Source organism: Curtobacterium sp. PhB142, from assembly GCF_004341255.1.
Lineage (GTDB): Bacteria > Actinomycetota > Actinomycetes > Actinomycetales > Microbacteriaceae > Curtobacterium.
Genome location: NZ_SLUT01000005.1, coordinates 48,996 through 64,953, shown reverse-complemented (window position 1 = coordinate 64,953; position 15,958 = coordinate 48,996). Strand labels below are relative to the sequence as shown.

At 73.5% G+C, this 15,958-nt stretch carries 13 protein-coding genes; all 13 read left to right on the top strand.

Annotated elements, in window-relative coordinates:
- Window positions 1-44 precede the first annotated feature (44 nt).
- The 13 genes from EDF31_RS11115 (at window position 45) to EDF31_RS11055 (ending at window position 15,892) form a co-directional block, all read left to right on the top strand.
- Window positions 45-1,529 (top strand): reverse transcriptase family protein, encoded by a 1,485-nt coding sequence (locus EDF31_RS11115; RefSeq protein WP_131846173.1) that lies wholly within the window; start codon window positions 45-47, stop codon window positions 1,527-1,529.
- Window positions 1,530-1,624: 95 nt separating this feature from the next.
- A complete protein-coding gene (locus tag EDF31_RS11110) occupies window positions 1,625-2,845 on the top strand; it encodes an acyl-CoA dehydrogenase family protein (protein WP_131846172.1) in 1,221 nt (406 codons plus the stop codon).
- A 171-nt stretch (window positions 2,846-3,016) separates the two neighbouring features.
- Window positions 3,017-3,829, top strand: a complete 813-nt coding sequence (locus EDF31_RS11105) for an LLM class flavin-dependent oxidoreductase (RefSeq protein WP_165901395.1) — start codon at window positions 3,017-3,019, stop codon at window positions 3,827-3,829.
- Window positions 3,826-5,103, top strand: a complete 1,278-nt coding sequence (locus EDF31_RS11100) for an NtaA/DmoA family FMN-dependent monooxygenase (RefSeq protein WP_207896197.1) — start codon at window positions 3,826-3,828, stop codon at window positions 5,101-5,103. The genes EDF31_RS11105 and EDF31_RS11100 overlap by 4 nt, the downstream gene beginning before the upstream one ends.
- Before the next feature lie 280 nt (window positions 5,104-5,383).
- Window positions 5,384-5,824, top strand: coding sequence for a carboxymuconolactone decarboxylase family protein (locus EDF31_RS11095; RefSeq protein ID WP_131846170.1), 441 nt, complete (start codon window positions 5,384-5,386; stop codon window positions 5,822-5,824).
- A gap of 10 nt (window positions 5,825-5,834) precedes the next feature.
- A complete protein-coding gene (locus EDF31_RS11090; protein WP_131846169.1) occupies window positions 5,835-7,046 on the top strand; it encodes an LLM class flavin-dependent oxidoreductase in 1,212 nt (403 codons plus the stop codon).
- The gene (locus tag EDF31_RS11085; RefSeq protein ID WP_131846168.1) at window positions 7,043-8,479 is read left to right on the top strand and encodes an NtaA/DmoA family FMN-dependent monooxygenase; all 1,437 of its coding nucleotides are present in this window, start codon (window positions 7,043-7,045) and stop codon (window positions 8,477-8,479) included. The genes EDF31_RS11090 and EDF31_RS11085 overlap by 4 nt, the downstream gene beginning before the upstream one ends.
- Entirely contained in the window at window positions 8,476-9,498 is a 1,023-nt protein-coding gene (locus tag EDF31_RS11080) for an LLM class flavin-dependent oxidoreductase (protein WP_131846167.1), read from the top strand. Before EDF31_RS11085 ends, EDF31_RS11080 begins: the two co-directional genes overlap by 4 nt.
- Window positions 9,495-10,565, top strand: coding sequence for an ABC transporter permease (locus tag EDF31_RS11075; protein WP_131846166.1), 1,071 nt, complete (start codon window positions 9,495-9,497; stop codon window positions 10,563-10,565). The genes EDF31_RS11080 and EDF31_RS11075 overlap by 4 nt, the downstream gene beginning before the upstream one ends.
- The gene (locus EDF31_RS11070; RefSeq protein ID WP_131846165.1) at window positions 10,562-11,455 is read left to right on the top strand and encodes an ABC transporter permease; all 894 of its coding nucleotides are present in this window, start codon (window positions 10,562-10,564) and stop codon (window positions 11,453-11,455) included. Before EDF31_RS11075 ends, EDF31_RS11070 begins: the two co-directional genes overlap by 4 nt.
- On the top strand, window positions 11,452-13,086 hold the full coding sequence (locus tag EDF31_RS11065) for an ABC transporter ATP-binding protein (protein ID WP_131846164.1): 1,635 nt from the start codon (window positions 11,452-11,454) through the stop codon (window positions 13,084-13,086). Before EDF31_RS11070 ends, EDF31_RS11065 begins: the two co-directional genes overlap by 4 nt.
- On the top strand, window positions 13,083-14,711 hold the full coding sequence (locus tag EDF31_RS11060; protein ID WP_131846163.1) for an ABC transporter substrate-binding protein: 1,629 nt from the start codon (window positions 13,083-13,085) through the stop codon (window positions 14,709-14,711). Before EDF31_RS11065 ends, EDF31_RS11060 begins: the two co-directional genes overlap by 4 nt.
- Window positions 14,708-15,892, top strand: coding sequence for an LLM class flavin-dependent oxidoreductase (locus EDF31_RS11055; RefSeq protein WP_131846162.1), 1,185 nt, complete (start codon window positions 14,708-14,710; stop codon window positions 15,890-15,892). Before EDF31_RS11060 ends, EDF31_RS11055 begins: the two co-directional genes overlap by 4 nt.
- Window positions 15,893-15,958: the final 66 nt, after the last annotated feature.

Genomic DNA, 15,958 nt, shown 5'->3' with positions numbered 1-15,958 from the left:
ACCGGGGTGGTGCGCGCGTCGGAGGCCCGCCGTAGGGTGAGCGCGTGGAGTTCCCGGGGGAGGCGGCCGGCGCGCGTGACGCGTCGACCTCTCCGGGGTCACCCCGGGGCACGCAAGACCAGCAGGACGACACGCCCCGAGCAGGCGAGCGCGCTCCGCGCGCGACGCTGCACGGAGGCACCGACAGGTCCTCCGGGAACCCCACGCCCCGCTCCGTCGTCACCGCGGCGCTGGCCGACGCGTTCCTCACCGCCGAGCGGTGGGAGGCGGACGAGCTGACGGCCGTCGGGTACGTGGTCGTCGGCGTCGAGCGCGCGTACGTCGGGCTCGCGGTCGCCGCCGCGCTCGAGGCGTACCCCCGGCCACCGGTGGACGCTCCGCGCCAGCTCGCCGCCGTGCTGGCCGTCGCGCCCCGGCTCGTGGCGCTGCACCGGTCGCGCGAGGACCGCCGGCCGGTCCGCGTGCTCGTGCGCCGGGCCACCGCGGTGCGTGCCCGTCCGGAGACCGCGAGCCCGTTGCTCGTCGACACCCTGCCCGAGCTCGCCCGGGCACTCGACCTCACCGTCGGCCGGTTGCTCTGGCTCGCCGACACCCGCGCGTGGAACCGTCGCTCCGGGCCCTCGAGCCCGCTCCACCACTACCGACACGAGTGGATCACCCGACCCGGTCGAGCACCGCGCCTGCTCGAGAAGCCGATGGACATGCTCCGCCGCACGCAACGGACGATCCTCGACGAACTCCTGACGATGCTGCCCGTGCACGACGCCGCGCACGGGTTCGTGGCCGGCCGGAGCGTCGTCACGGGAGCGGCCGTGCACACCGGCCAGCAGGTCGTGGTCACCGCCGACCTCACGACGTTCTTCGCGAGCGTCAGCGCCCCGACGGTCTACGGCGTCTTCCGGGCCGCCGGGTTCGCCGAACCGCTCGCGCACGTGCTGACCGGCCTCTGCACCCACCGGGTGCCGGTGCACGTGCTCAGCGCGATGCCCGTCGGCGGCTCGCCGGAGGAACGCCACGCGCTCCGCCAGGCGCTGGCGACGGCGCACCTGCCCCAGGGCGCACCGACGTCGCCGGCGATGGCGAACACCTCGCTCCGGCACCTCGACGCCCGGCTGGCCGGGTGGGCCGGCGCCGTCGACGCGGTGTACACCCGCTACGCCGACGACCTGACGTTCAGCGGGGGCGACCAGCTCGCCGCGCGACCGGACGCGTTCCTGCGGGGCGTCGACCGGATCGTGACCGACCAGGGACACCGCCTCAACCCGTCGAAGACCCGGGTGCGGCGCCGCGGGGTCCGGCAGTCGGTCACGGGCGTCGTCGTCAACGAGCGGACCTCGCCCGGGCGGCGCGAGGTCGACCGGCTGCACGCCGTCCTGCACAACGCCGCGGTGCACGGGCCGGCTTCGCAGAACCGTGCGGGACACCCCGAGTTCCGGGCGCACCTGCTCGGGCGCATCGGGTGGGTCGAGCAGGTCAACCCGGGCCGGGCCCGACGGCTCCGCGAGGAGTTCGCGCGCATCGTGTGGTGAAGCCGTCCGCGCACCGTGTGACGTCCGGTTGCGCTCGGTTGCCCCGCGTTGCGGCGCCCTGCCGCTCGCCGCGCGCACCTGGGTAGCGTGCCGCCATGTGTCCGAGTGAGCTCCCGGCCGACGACCACTACGACGCGCTGATCGCGCCGCTCCGGCCCGTCATCGAGCGGATCGGTCTCGACGCCCGCCAACGGGAACGTGAGGAGCGTCTCGCCACGGACCAGCTCGGCTGGCTCGTCGACGCCGGCTTCGCACGGTGGCGGACGCCGGTCGCGTGGGGAGGGGTCGGTGCCCGTCTGTCCGACGTGTTCCGGGCGATCGCCGAGATCGCCGAGGTCGACCCGAACCTGGCGCACGTGTGGCGGAACCACTTCTCGTTCGTCGAGGACCGCGTGCACGCCGAGGGCACCGCGTTCGACCGTGCGATCGTCACGCGCCTCGGCGACGGCGAGTTCGTCGGCGGCGGGTGGAGCGAGTCGCCGAACACGACCGGGGTCGACCTCACCACGCGGATCGTCCGCGACCCGGACGGGTCCTGGCGGTTGACCGGTCGGAAGTTCTACTCGACGGGCAGCGTGTACGCCCGGTGGATCACGGTGCTGGCGGTCGACGACACCGGCGCGAAGTCCGTCGCACTCGTCGACGCTTCCGACCCCGGTGTGCTGATCGGCGACGACTGGGACGGCTTCGGCCAGCGGATCACCGGCAGCGGGAGCGTGACCTACACCGACGTGCCGGTGCCCGACGAGCGGGTGCTGCCGTACGCGACCCGGTACCCGTACCAGGAGCAGTACTACCAGACCGTGATGCACGCGATCCTGGTCGGCATCGGCCGCGCTGCCCTGCGCGAGGGCGTCGAGGCGCTGCGGTCCCGGGCGCGCGGACACCACAACGGCACCGCGGCGGATCCGACCCACGATCCGGAGCTGCTGAGCGTGATCGGCACCGTCGACGCCCGGGTGCACGCCGCCGACGCCGCGTTCGCCGCGAGCCTCGGCCCGGTGGACGCGGCTGTCGACCGGCACACCGCCCTGCGTGCGGCCGGTGCGGACCCGTCGACGGACCCGGCGCTGCGTGCGGCGCTCGAGCGCAGCTGGGTCGCGGTGGCGCGCGCCCAGACCATCGTCACGGACGCCGTGCTCGACGCGACGACGCTGGTGTTCGACGCGCTCGGGTCCTCGGGGACGTTCCGCTCGCTCGGCCTCGACCGGCACTGGCGGAACGCCCGCACCCTGGCGTCGCACAACCCGCGCGTGCACAAGCGCCGCATCGTCGCCGACCTGCTCGTCAACGGTGCGAGTCCGCTGGACCGCTGACGGCAGACCGCTGAGCACTCCGCCGTAACGGACCGTCACGGGGCGCAACCCGCCGACACCTGCGTGCAGCGTGCTGAGGTGAGCACCTACGGTCGGTGCACCGGCTCGCCACGGATGCTGGGGAGGTGACCGTGGCGGGCCGTTCTGCGCACCTCGAACGGGAGGACCACCGTGACCACCGCGCCCAGCGCCCCCGCACCACTCGTCGTCGCCGTCCCGGACGCGGACCTCGCCGCGGCGGCCGCCACACCCGGCGGCATCGCCCGACTCGCGGTCCGCATCGTCGGTTCCGGAGCCGCCGTCGTGGCGATCGGCACCGATCGCCTCGACGCGGCGACGAGCACCGGCCACCGACTCGACCCGACGACCGCGGCGCTCACCCTCGGCCGTGCCCTGCCGGAGCACGGGTTCCTCGTCGCCGTGGCACCGACCCGCGAGCACCCGTACAACGTCGCCCGTCGGGTGCTCTCGCTCGACCACGTCCTGGACGGCCGGGTGGGCATCGTCGTCGGCGCCCGGGACCACGGCGCACCGAGCACCGGAGCCCCGAGCACCGGCGCACCGCACGACCCTGCCGAGTTCGCCCGGGTGCTCCGCGGGCTGTGGCGCACCTGGCCGCTCGACAGCATCGTCGGTGACCGCACGTCGGGTGTCTTCGCGCACACCGACCGGATCCGACCGCTCGACCACGACGGCGGGCCGGACGGCTACCGCGTCCGGGGACCGCTCACGACTCCGTCGAGCCGGCAGGGCGAGCCCGTCCTCGCGGTCTGGCACGACGTCGACGTGCCCGGAGCGGACCTCGTGCTCGGGGGCGCGGCGCACCCGCTCGCACCGCTGCCGGGAGCGACGGACGGGGCGGAGCCGCACCGGGCCTCCCGGTCGACCGTGACGCAACCTCCACGACCGACGCGACCGACGCGACCGACGCTCCGCGCCCTGCTCGGGCTGGCCGTGCCGGACGCCGCGGCGGTGACCGCGTGACGGGCGCTGGCGGCGACGCCGGCTTGATCCTCGGCGTGAACCTGCAGGGGTTCGGGCAGCGTCCGGCGGCCTGGCGCACCCAGGACGTCGACCCGACCGACCTGCTCACGGCGGCGTTCTGGGGCGACCTCGGGCGCACCGCCGAACGCGGCCTGCTCGACATGGTCTTCCTCGCCGACCACCCGGCGTTCGGCGACCCGAACGTCCGCGCCTACGGACTGCTCGAGCCGTTCGTGGCGCTCGGGGCGATCGCCGACGCGACGAGCCACCTCGGATTGGTCGGCACCGCATCGACGACGTACAACGACCCGTTCGACGTCGCCGAGCGGCTGCTGTCGCTGGACACGGTGTCCGGCGGGCGCGTCGCCTGGAACGCCGTCACCACCTACGACCGCTCGGTCTCCGCCAACTTCGGTGTCGCGACGAACCCCGACCGGCCCGAGCGGTACGCCCGCGCGGGCGAGTTCGTGGACCTCGTGACGGCGCTCTGGCGGTCCGCCGCGACGGGGGAGCCGGTCGTCCACCACGGCGAGTTCCTCGACCTCGAGGGCGTGCTCCGGGTCCCACCGTCGGCGCAGGGGCACCCGGTCGTGTTCCAGGCCGGGGGATCGCCGCACGGTCGTGACCTGGCGGCGCGGGTCGCCGAGGGCGTCTTCGCCGTCGAGCTGACGCCGGAACCCGCCCGCGAGCACCTGCGTGCGGTCAAGGTCGCCGCCGGGACGTACGGCCGGAGCTCGGCCGACGTCGCCGTCGTGCCCGGACTGTCGCTCGTGCTCGGCAGCACCGAGGCCGAGGCGCAGCGCCGGTTCGACGAGCTCGAGGCCCTCGCGCCGGACGGTTACTCGCTCCGGGCGCTCGGGACGCACCTCGACGCCGACGTGTCGGGGCTCGACCCGGACGCGCCGATCCCGTCGGCGATCCTCGACCGCGAGGTCGACCCGGTCACCTACGGGCCCTCGCTCGGGTACCACGAGACGGTCGTGCGGTGGGTGCGCGCCAACAACACCTCGTTGCGGGACGTGCTCCGGGGCTTCGGCGGGTACGGCGCCCGCATCGTGGTCGGCACGCCCGAACAGGCCGCCGACACCATCGAGGACTGGTACCGCACCGGTGCCGCCGACGGCTTCAACCTGATGATCGACGAGTTCCCGCGGGGCCTCGAGACCGTCGTGGACGAGCTCGTGCCGATCCTGCAGCGCCGCGGGGTGTTCCACCGGTCCTACGAGGACGTGACGTTGCGCGGGCGGTTCGCGGCGCGCGCCCGGGGGCTCTGACCTCGCACCGTGCGAGGTCCGCGGAGCGGCCGGGCTGCAGCACGGTGCGAGTGCGCCCAGCTGGTGCGAGGTTGGTCGCACCGTGCGGGCTTGCAGCCGCTCACGGAGCGAGCAACCTCGCACCGACCGACGGAGGCCGCACCGTGCGGACCGCGCGTCCCGCGCCGCGCGTGACGCCGTGTGACGGCCAGCCGGCGGCACCGTGTCACACGGCGACACCGCCGGTCACGGTCCGCAACACCCGTCGCCTCGGGGCCCCGACCGCCCTAGCGTCGCCGACATGACCGACTACCTCGACCGCGAACAGGACAAGACCTTCACGAAGGTCTACAAGCAGCAGACCCCGGACATCCTCAAGGCCTTCGTCCAGTTCGACGAGTCGGTGTTCCAGGCCGAGGGCCGCGCGATCCCGCTCAAGTACCGGGAGCTCATCGCCCTCGCCGTCGGCATCACCACGCAGTGCGTCTACTGCATCGACGGCCACAGCCAGCGCGCGGTGACGGCCGGTGCGACCGAGGCCGAACTCGCCGAGGCCGCCTGGGTCGCCACCGCGATCCGCGCCGGCGGCGGGTTCGCGCACGGCCGACTCGGCTTCAAGTTCGGCGTCGACGCGGCCTCCGCCCACGCGAACCCGGCCGACGAGGCCCCCGCCCACGCGAACCCGGCCGACGCGGCCCCCGCCGACGCGACCCCCGCGCCGGCCGCCGCCCACACCCACTAGGAGGACTGCCATGCCCGACCGCATCACCCTCGTCACCGCACTGCAGGGCGCCGGCTGGCACCCCGCCGCCTGGCGCGTCGCCGGCCCGGCCGCGCAGCGCCTGTCGAGCCTCCGGCACTGGCGCGACGTCGTCGTCGAGCAGGACCGGCTCGGCATCGACGCCGTCACCATCGAGGACTCGTTCACCGCGGGCCCGACGGCTGCCGACCACGACCTCGACCTCGACACCACGACCGTCGTCGGACGACTCGACGCCCTCCTCGTCGCGAACGCGGTCGCCCCCGCGACCCGCGCCGTCGGTCTGGTGCCGACCGTCTCGGTGACGCACACCGAGCCGTTCCACGTCGCCACGGGCCTCCAGACCCTCGACCACGTCTCGCTCGGGCGAGCCGGGTGGCGGATCCAGGTGAGTCCGACGACCCGCGAGGCGGCCCTGTTCGGCCGCCGCCCGGGCGGCGACGACGCGGCCACGCTGTTCGACGAGGCCCGCGAGGCGGCGGAGGTCGTCTCCCGCCTCTGGGACAGCTGGGACGACGACGCGATCATCCGCGACGTCACGACCGGCCGGTTCATCGACCGCGACCGGATCCACAACGCCGAGTACGCGGGCCGCCACCTGTCCGTGCACGGCGCGTCGATCGTGCCGCGGTCGCCGCAGGGCCGGCCGCCTGTCTTCGCCCTGGCCCACCGCGCCGACGCTGCGGCGTTCGCCGTGGACGCTGCGGACGTCGTGCTGGTCACGCCCGGGTACCAGGGCCGGGAGGCGCGGGACCTGTTGGACGAGGTCCGTCACCTCGAGCAGGTGGCCGGGTCGGACGTCCGTCGTCCGGTCCTCGCCGACCTCGCGGTGCTGATCGGGTCCTCGACCGCTGCCGCGGCCGACGAGCTCGCCGCGCTCGACGCCGCTGCCGGTGCCCCGTACGCCGTCGGCTCCGGGTCGGACACGTCCGTGCTCGCGACGACGGTGCCCGAACTCGTGTCGCTGATCGGGGACCTTCGGGGCATCGGCTTCGCCGGCGTCCGGCTCCGCCCCCTGCGCATCCCGATCGACAGCACCGCCATCGCCAGGCAGCTCGTCCCCGCCCTCGTCACCGCCGGGCTCCGCGCCGACGTGGCGTCCCGTCCCACCGCCGACCTGCGCACGCGGCTCGGCATCGCCCCGGCCGTCAGCCGGTACGCGTCCGCACCCGCCGGTTCCGTCTCCGTGGAGGTCTCAGCATGAGCACCAAGCGTCAGGTCCACCTCGCCGCACACTTCCCCGGCGTGAACAACACCACGATCTGGAGCGACGACCGCGCCGAGAGCCAGATCGCGTTCTCGTCGTTCGAACACTTCGCCCGGAACGCCGAGCGCGGGTTCTTCGACTTCCTGTTCCTCGCCGAGGGCCTGCGGCTCCGCGAGCAGAAGGGCCGCGTCCACGACCTCGACGTCGTCGGACGCCCGAACACCCTCGCGGTCCTGGCCGCCCTGGCCGGGGTCACCGACCACATCGGTCTGGTCGGCACCCTGCAGACGACCTTCAACGAGCCCGTGGAACTCGCGAAGCAGCTCGCCACGCTCGACCACCTGACCGACGGCCGTGCCGGGTGGAACGTCGTGACGAGCTCGGACGCGTTCCACGGCGCGAACTTCCGCCGCGGCGGGTTCCTCGACCACGCCGACCGGTACACGCGGGCCGCCGAGTTCATCGCGCTGTCCCGCGAACTCTGGGACTCGTGGCAGGCCGACGCCGTCGTCGCCGGCACCGCCGCGGGCGGCGCGCTGGCGGACGGCGTGTTCGCCGACCGGTCGCGCATCCGCGACGTCGACCACCACGGCGCGCAGTTCGACGTCACCGGCACGTTCCCGGTGCCCCGCAGTCCGCAGCGGCACCCGGTGATCGTGCAGGCCGGTGACTCCGACGAAGGGCGCGACCTCGCCGCCACGAACGCCGAGGTGATCTTCTCGCTGCACACCGAGTTCGACGACGCGCAGGCGTTCTACCGCGACGTGACCGAGCGGCTCGAACGGGTCGGACGATCGAAGGACGAGCTGCAGATCCTGCCCGGCGCGACGTTCGTGATCGGGTCGTCGGCGGAGGACGCCGAAGAACGGTCGAACGCCATCCGTCGGGCCCAGGTCAGCCCGGCCACGGCGATCGCGTTCCTCGAGCAGGTCTGGAACCGCGACCTGTCGTCGTACGACGTCGACGGTCCGCTGCCGACGATCGAGCCCGACTACGAGGGCACCGCGATCACCCGCGGGCGCGCACGGCACACCCGCGACGTCCCCGCCCTGGTGCAGTCCTGGCGGGACCTGGCCGAGGCCGAGCACCTGTCCATCCGCGACCTCGTCATCCGCGCCTCGACCCGCGGCGGGTTCGTCGGGACGGCGTCGCACATCGCCGCCGAGATCGACCGGTACGTGCAGGAGCGCGCCACCGACGGGTTCGTCGTCGTGCCGCACACCAACCCGTACGGCCTCGACGAGTTCGTCGACACGGTCGTCCCGCTGCTGCAGGAGCGCGGTGTCTACCGGCAGTCCTACGACGAGGGTGCGACCCTCCGGCAGACGCTCGACCTGCCCGGCACGATCCGCGACCGTTCGGCCGCCGCACGCACGGCCGCTGCGGCGGGTCCGGTGCGTGCGGCAGCGTCCGCCGGGGTGCTCGCGTGACGGTCTCGAGCCTGGCGATCCTCGTCCCCGGCAACTTCGAGGACGACGCCCCCGTCGACGGTCTCGAGGCCACCCTCGACCTCTTCGCCACGGCGGAGCGGCTCGGCGTCGACGGTGCCTGGGTCCGGCACCGGCACCTCGAGCACGGCATCGGCTCGGCCGCGGTCTTCCTGGCGGCGGCGTCGCAGCGCACCACGTCCATCGAGCTCGGCGTCGCCGTCGTGCCGATCGGGTGGGAGAGTCCCTTCCGCCTGGCCGAGGACTTCTCGCTCGCCGACGTCCTGGCGCACGGTCGGCTGCAGGTCGGGCTGTCCACCGGGTCGCCGCACGCCGAGATCCTCGGCGACCTGGTGTTCGACGGCGGCTGGCGCGCGTTCGACCGTGGGTACGGGCGGGTCTCCCGGTTCGTGGAGAACCTGCGCGGCGCGTTCCTCGGCGCGGATGACACCGTCATCCAGAGCCCCGGGAACGTCCAGCGCCCCCGGTTGCAGCCCTACGCCCCGGGTCTCGTCGACCGGGTCTGGTACGGCGGCGGGTCGCTCCGGTCGGCCGCGTTCGCCGGCAGCTCCGGGCTCAACCTGCTGCTCGGCAACCTCACCTCGGGCGAGGACACCGACGACTACGGCACCGCTCAGCGGAACCAGCTCGCGGCGTACCGCGCCGCGCTGCCGACCGGCCGCACGCCCCGCGTGGCCTGGGGCCGGTGCGTCGTGCCGACCGACTCGGCCGACCGGGTCTCGCGCGAGCGGTACCGCACCTGGTACGAATCCCGTCTCGCACGGCAGACCGCGCCCCAGGGACCGCGGCGGACCCTGTTCTCCGCCGACCTGGTGGGGCCCGCCGAGCAGATCGTCGAGCAGCTCGTGCACGACGCCACGCTCGCCGAGGTCGACGAGTTCCGGATCGAGCTGCCCTACGAGTTCGCCGGTGACGAGTACGAGCAGATCGTCTCGGACGTCGTGGCGAAGGTCGCACCGGCGCTCGGGTGGACGCCCGCCCGGACGGCGGTGGCGGCGTGACCCGCTATGTACTCTCCCGCATCGGTCAGGCCGTGCTCGTGCTCTGGGCGGCGTGGACGATCTCGTTCTTCGTGCTCTACGTGCTGCCGAGCGACCCGGCCCGCATCATGGTCGGCCCGGACGCCACCGACGTCACGGCGGCGCAGCTCGACGCGCTCCGGCGCCAGTACGGCCTCGACCAGCCGGTGCTCGTGCAGTACGTCCAGCACCTCGGCGCCCTGCTCACCGGCGACCTCGGCCGCTCGATCGGCGTCGGCCGACCGGTCGCCGACGTCATCGGCGAAGCGATCGCGCCGACCGCCCAGATCGCGGTCGCCGGCCTCGTGCTCGCGATCGTGTTCGGCGGCGGGATCGCGGTCCTGGCGACGTGGACCCGGAACCGGGCCCTCGGTCAGTTCCTGCTCCAGCTGCCCCCGATCGGCGTCGCCGTCCCCGGGTTCTGGTTCGCGCTGCTGCTGGTGCAGTGGTTCTCGTTCGGACTGCACGTGTTCCCGGCGTTCGGTGGCGAGGGCCCAGCGTCGGTCGTCCTGCCGGCGATCACCCTGGCGCTGCCGACCGGTGCCACGATCGCCCAGCTGCTGTCGAAGTCCCTCGTCCAGACGCTCCGTGAGCCGTACGTGGACACGGCGTACGCCAAGGGTGCCGGGCGCTGGCGGGTACAGCTCCGGCACGCGCTCAAGAACGCTGCGCTGCCCGCACTCACCGTGACGGGACTCATCGTCGGGCAGCTGTTCTCCGGCACCGTCGTCACCGAGACGGTGTTCTCCCGCCCGGGCCTCGGCCGGGTCACCGCCACCGCCGTGCAGCAGCAGGACATCCCCGTCGTGCAGGGCATCGTGCTGCTCGCCGCCGCGGTCTTCGTCGTCGTGAACCTGGTCGTCGACCTCGTGTACCCGCTGCTCGACCCACGCGTCGTCGTCGCCGGCAGCCGTCGGAAGCTCCGCGACCACGACGGAGCGACACCGGGAGCGACGCCCGGCGCCACCCCGTCCGGCACCATCCCGTCCGGCGGGACGCCCGGCACCAGCCCGTCCAGCGCCACCGAACCGAAGGCGGTCCCCGCATGACCGAGACCACGCAGCTCGCGATCGGCCGTCCCGCGTCGCTCGTCAGCGACCGCGTCCCCGGCGGCACGACGACAGCGCTCCGCGCGCTCGTCGCCCGTCCGACGCTCACCATCGCCATCGTCTGGCTCGCCCTCGTCGTCCTCGCCGCGCTCCTGCCCGGAGCGCTCACCCACCACGACCCGCTCGCCGCCGACCCGGCCGCCAAGCTCACCGCTCCCGACGTCGCGCACTGGTTCGGCACCGACCAGCTCGGCCGCGACCTGTACGCCCGCGTCGTGCACGGCACCGCGCTCACGCTGCAGGCCGCGGTCCTCGCGATCGTCATCGGCCTGGTCGGCGGCTCGCTCGTCGGGCTCGTCGCCGGTTTCGTCGGCGGGGTCGTCGACGCCGTCCTCATGCGCGTCGCGGACGTCCTGCTCGCGATCCCGAGCCTGCTGCTCTCGCTGACGATCGTCACCGTGCTCGGCTTCGGCACCGTGAACGTCGCGGTGGCGGTCGGCGTCGCGAGCATCGCCACGATCGCCCGCATCATGCGTTCCGAGGTCGTCCGGGTCCGCACTGCGCCGTACGTCGAGGCGGCGAGCGCGAACGGCAACCGCTGGTGGCGCGTGCTGCTCGTGCACGTGCTGCCGAACGCGGCCGGTCCCGTCCTGGTGCTCGCCGCCCTCGAGTTCGGCAGCGCGATCCTCGCCGTCTCCAGCCTGAGCTTCCTCGGCTACGGCGCGCAGCCACCGCAGCCCGAGTGGGGTTCCCTCGTCGCCACCGGGCGCGACTACATCGCGTCCTCGTGGTGGCTCACGACCATCCCCGGCCTGGTGATCGCCGTCACGGTGCTCGCCGGCAACCGCGTCGCCCGTGCGCTCGACACCGAACGGAGGGCCGTCCGATGAGCCTGCTCAGCATCCAGGACCTGACCGTCACCTACGGCCGCGGGAGCAGTGCGCGCACCGCGCTCCACGGCGTCTCACTCGAGGTCGGCCGCGGCGAGCGCGTCGCCATCGTCGGCGAGTCCGGTTCGGGCAAGTCGACGACGGCGCACGCGGTCCTCCGGCTCCTGCCCGCAGCGGCGGACCTGACGGGAGGCACTGTGCGGCTCTCCGGGGCGGCCGACGGATCCGGGGACCTCGACCTGGTCACCGCGACCGACCGCCAGGTGCGGTCCGTGCGCGGCGTCCGGATCGGCTTCGTGCCGCAGGACCCGACGGTGTCGCTCAACCCCGTGACGCGGATCGGTACCCAGGTCGCCGAGGTGCTCCGGATCCACGGACTCGCCACCGGTGCCGAGGCCCGGGAACGCGCCGTCGAGGAGCTCCGCCGGGCCGGCATCGACCGTCCTGAGCTCCGCGCGCGGCAGTACCCGCACGAGCTGTCCGGCGGGATGCGGCAGCGGGTGCTCATCGCGATCGCCCTGATCGGCGACCCCGAGCTGCTCGTCGCGGACGAACCGACGAGCGCGCTCGACGTCACGGTCCAGCGCACGATCCTCGACCACCTGGACCGGCTCGTCGCCGAACGGGGCACGAGCGTGCTGTTCATCACGCACGACCTCGGGGTCGCCGCCGACCGGGCCGACCGCATCGTCGTGATGTCCGAGGGACGGATCGTCGAGCAGGGCACCCCGGCCGAGGTGCTCGGCGCACCCCGTGAGCCGTACACGCGCGCACTGATCGCAGCGGCGCCCAGTCTCGACGACGTGACCGTGTCCGTGGGACGTGCCACGGGCCTCCCGGCAGACGGCGACCCACTCGTCGTCGCGACCGGACTGCGGAAGTCCTTCGACCGCGTGACCGCCGTCGACGGGGTGGACGTGACCGTCCCGCGGGGCCGCACCCTGGCGCTGGTGGGGGAGTCCGGGTCGGGCAAGTCGACCACCGCGCGCCTCGTGCTCGGACTCGAACGCCCGGACGCCGGCAGCGTGCGGTTCGACGGCGCCGACGTGGGCGGAGCCCGCGGTGCCGCGCTGCGGGCGTACCGGCGGCAGGCGCAGATCGTGCAGCAGAACCCGTACGCGGCGCTGCACCCGCGGTTGTCGGTGGGGGCGGTGATCGCGGACCCGCTCGCGGCCTTCGGCATCGGCACCCGGCGGTCCCGTACGGCTCGGGCGGCGGAGTTGCTCGACCTCGTCGCGCTGCCGTCGTCCGTGCTCGGTCGTCGACCGGCGGAGCTCTCCGGCGGACAGCGGCAGCGTGTGGCGATCGCCCGCGCGCTCGCACTCGACCCGTCGTTCATCGTCCTCGACGAACCCGTCTCCGCACTCGACGTGTCCGTCCAGGCGCAGATCCTCGACCTGCTCGCGGAGCTGCAGTCGACGCTCGGCGTCTCCTACCTGTTCATCTCGCACGACCTCGCCGTCGTCCGTCGCATCGCGCACGAGGTGTCCGTCCTGCGGGGCGGCCGCGTCGTGGAGCACGGCGACGTGGCGCAGGTGCTGCACGACCCGCAGCACGAGTACACGCGCGCACTGCTCGACGCGATCCCGGGACGATCCCGGCGTGTCCCCACCACCGAAGGAGTCTCATGACCACCCACCGCACCCCGTTCCGTCTGGTGGCCGCGATCGCGGCCGGCACCGCGGCGGCCCTGGTCATGGCGGGCTGCTCGTCGGGCGGTACCGCGTCGACGTCCTCGTCGTCGAAGCCCGTCGACGGCGGCTCGCTCACCTACGCCATCGCGAACGACCCGATCACGCTCAACCCGACGGGTACCGGCGCGGGCAACGACACGCTCGCGATCACGCGGCAGCTCGTCGACTCGCTGCTCTGGCAGGACCCGTCCGACGGCTCGCTCAAGCCGTGGCTCGCGACGAAGTACTCGGCGAACGCCGACGCCACCGCGTTCACGTTCGACCTGCGCTCCGGTGTCACGTTCTCGGACGGCACCGCGTTCGACGCGACGGCCGTCAAGGACACCTTCGACGACATCGCCTCGGCCGGCGCATCGAGCACGGCCGCCGCGTACTTCTCCGGCTACGAGGGGACGAAGGTCGTCGACGACGACACGGTCGAGGTCGACTTTTCGACGCCGAACGCCGCGTTCCCGAACGCCACGTCGTCGGTCGCCCTCGGCATCGTCGCCCCGAAGACCACCGAGACCCCGTTCGAGGACCGCGCCGACGGGAAGGCCGTGATCGGGACCGGACCGTTCACGCTGCAGTCGTACACGAAGAACACGTCCACGATCCTGACGAAGCGAAAGGACTACGACTGGGGTCCCGCAGCCCGCGGCGGCTCCGGGGCAGCGCACCTGTCGAAGGTCACGTTCCAGGTCGTGCCCGAGGCGAGCGTCCGCACCGGCAGCCTGCAGTCCGGGCAGCTCGACGCGATCAGCAGCGTGCAGCCGAGCGACGTCGACACCCTGCAGGCGCAGTACGACCTCGTCACCCGCGCCAACCCCGGCCAGGTGTTCGGTCTGACGTTCAACCAGAAGCGGCCGATCGTGTCGGACCTCGCAGTCCGGAAGGCGATCGCACAGGCCGTCGACCCGAAGGCGGTCCGGGACACCTCGCTGAACGACTTGTTCAAGGTCGCGAACTCGGTCCTCGGGTCGACGACGCCCGGGTACGCGGACACGTCGTCGGGTTCGGCCGCGTACGACCCCGCCGCAGCGAAGAAGGCGCTCGACGCCGCTGGCTGGGAGAAGGGCTCCGACGGCATCCGCTCGAAGGACGGTACGAAGCTGCAGCTCAAGCTCGTCTGGATCACGAACTTCGGACCGAACCAGACGTCCCTCGAGCTGATCCAGCAGGAGCTGAAGAAGGTCGGCGTCGGCGTCACGCTCGAGAGCGGGACCGTGCCGCAGTACCTCGCCAACCTGACGAGCGGCGACTGGGACCTGTCGTGGGACAACAGCTCGCGCGCAGACGGCGACGTCCTGCGGTCGAAGTTCTCCAGCTCGGGTGCCCAGTCGATCGGTGCATCGGACAAGACGCTCGACGCGCTCTTCACGAAGGAGCTGTCGCAGTCGTCGGCGTCCGACCGGTCGGCCACCTTCGGGGAGATCCAGCAGCGCATCGCGTCCCAGGTCGACTTCGTCCCGGTGCACGAACTCACCAGCATCATCGCGCCGGCGACGGACGTGCACGGCATCGTCTTCGGGGCCGACACCCGGCTCGACCAGCTGACCGGCGCGTGGAAGGACGCCTCGTGAGCGCCGCTCGCTCCGTCCCGCTCTCGGTGCTCGACCTGGTGCCGGTCACCGCCGGGTCGTCCGCAACCACGGCGCTGCACCGCACCGTCGACCTGGCCGTCGCCGCGGAACGTGCCGGGTACGCCCGGTACTGGCTCGCGGAGCACCACCTCAACCCCGGTGTCGCGGGCAGCGCGCCGACCATCGTGATCGGGGCGGTCGCCGCGGCCACGTCGACGATCCGGGTCGGCAGTGCGGCGACGCTCGTCGGCAACGTCCGCGGGCTGCAGATCGCCGAGACCTTCGGCACGCTCGCGGCGCTGTACGGGCCGCGGATCGACCTCGGGCTCGGCCGCTCCGGGGCGCCGGCACCCGGCACCCCCAAGCCGCCGTCGCTCGCGCCCCGTTCGGACGAGGTCGTCGACGGACTGCTCGTGCCCGCACCGTTCGACTTCCACATTGCACCGGGCAGCCGGTTCGCCCTGCAAGGGGAGCTGCTCGGACGCGTCCCCGGTGACGTCGACCGGTTCGAGGGCGAACTGTCGCTCATCCGGGGGCTGTTCGCCGGCACCTGGTCGCGGGACGGCACCGTGGTCGAGGCGCCGCCGGCAGCAGGAGCGTCCGTCGAACTGTGGATCCACGGGTCGACCGGCGGTGAGAGCGCCCGGGTCGCCGGAGCACTCGGACTGCCGTACGGCGCGAACTACCACACGTCGCCCGGCACGGTCCTGGCGTCGGTGCAGGCCTACCGCGACGCGTTCCGCCCAAGGGCGCTCGAGGCACCGCACGTCATCGTGTCGGCGGACGTCGTCGTCGGGCGCACGGAGGCCGAGGCCGCGGAGCTGTCGCTCGGGTACGCGGAGTGGGTGCACTCGATCCGTTCCGGCGTCGGGGCGATCGAGTACCCGACGCCGTCCGCCGCAGGTGCTGCGCCGCTCGCTGCGGTGGAGGCGGCGTCGGTCGCCGATCGGCTCGCCACCCGGTTCGTCGGCGACGCTGCGGCCGTCGCGGACCGCCTCGAGGTCCTGCAGCGGGCGACCGGCGCGGACGAGCTCCTGGTGACGACGATCACGCACGACCACGACGCCCGGGTGCGTTCGTACGAGCTGCTCGCGGCGGAGTGGGCGGCGCGGGGTGCGGGTGCTGGTGCTGCGCGTGCGCGTGCTGGCGTGGGTGCCGCGGTGGGTGCCGGGGTGCGCTGACCGTACTGGTCCGTGCCGACCCGGAACGACGAGCTCGATGTCGCACGACATCGGGCTCGTCGTTCG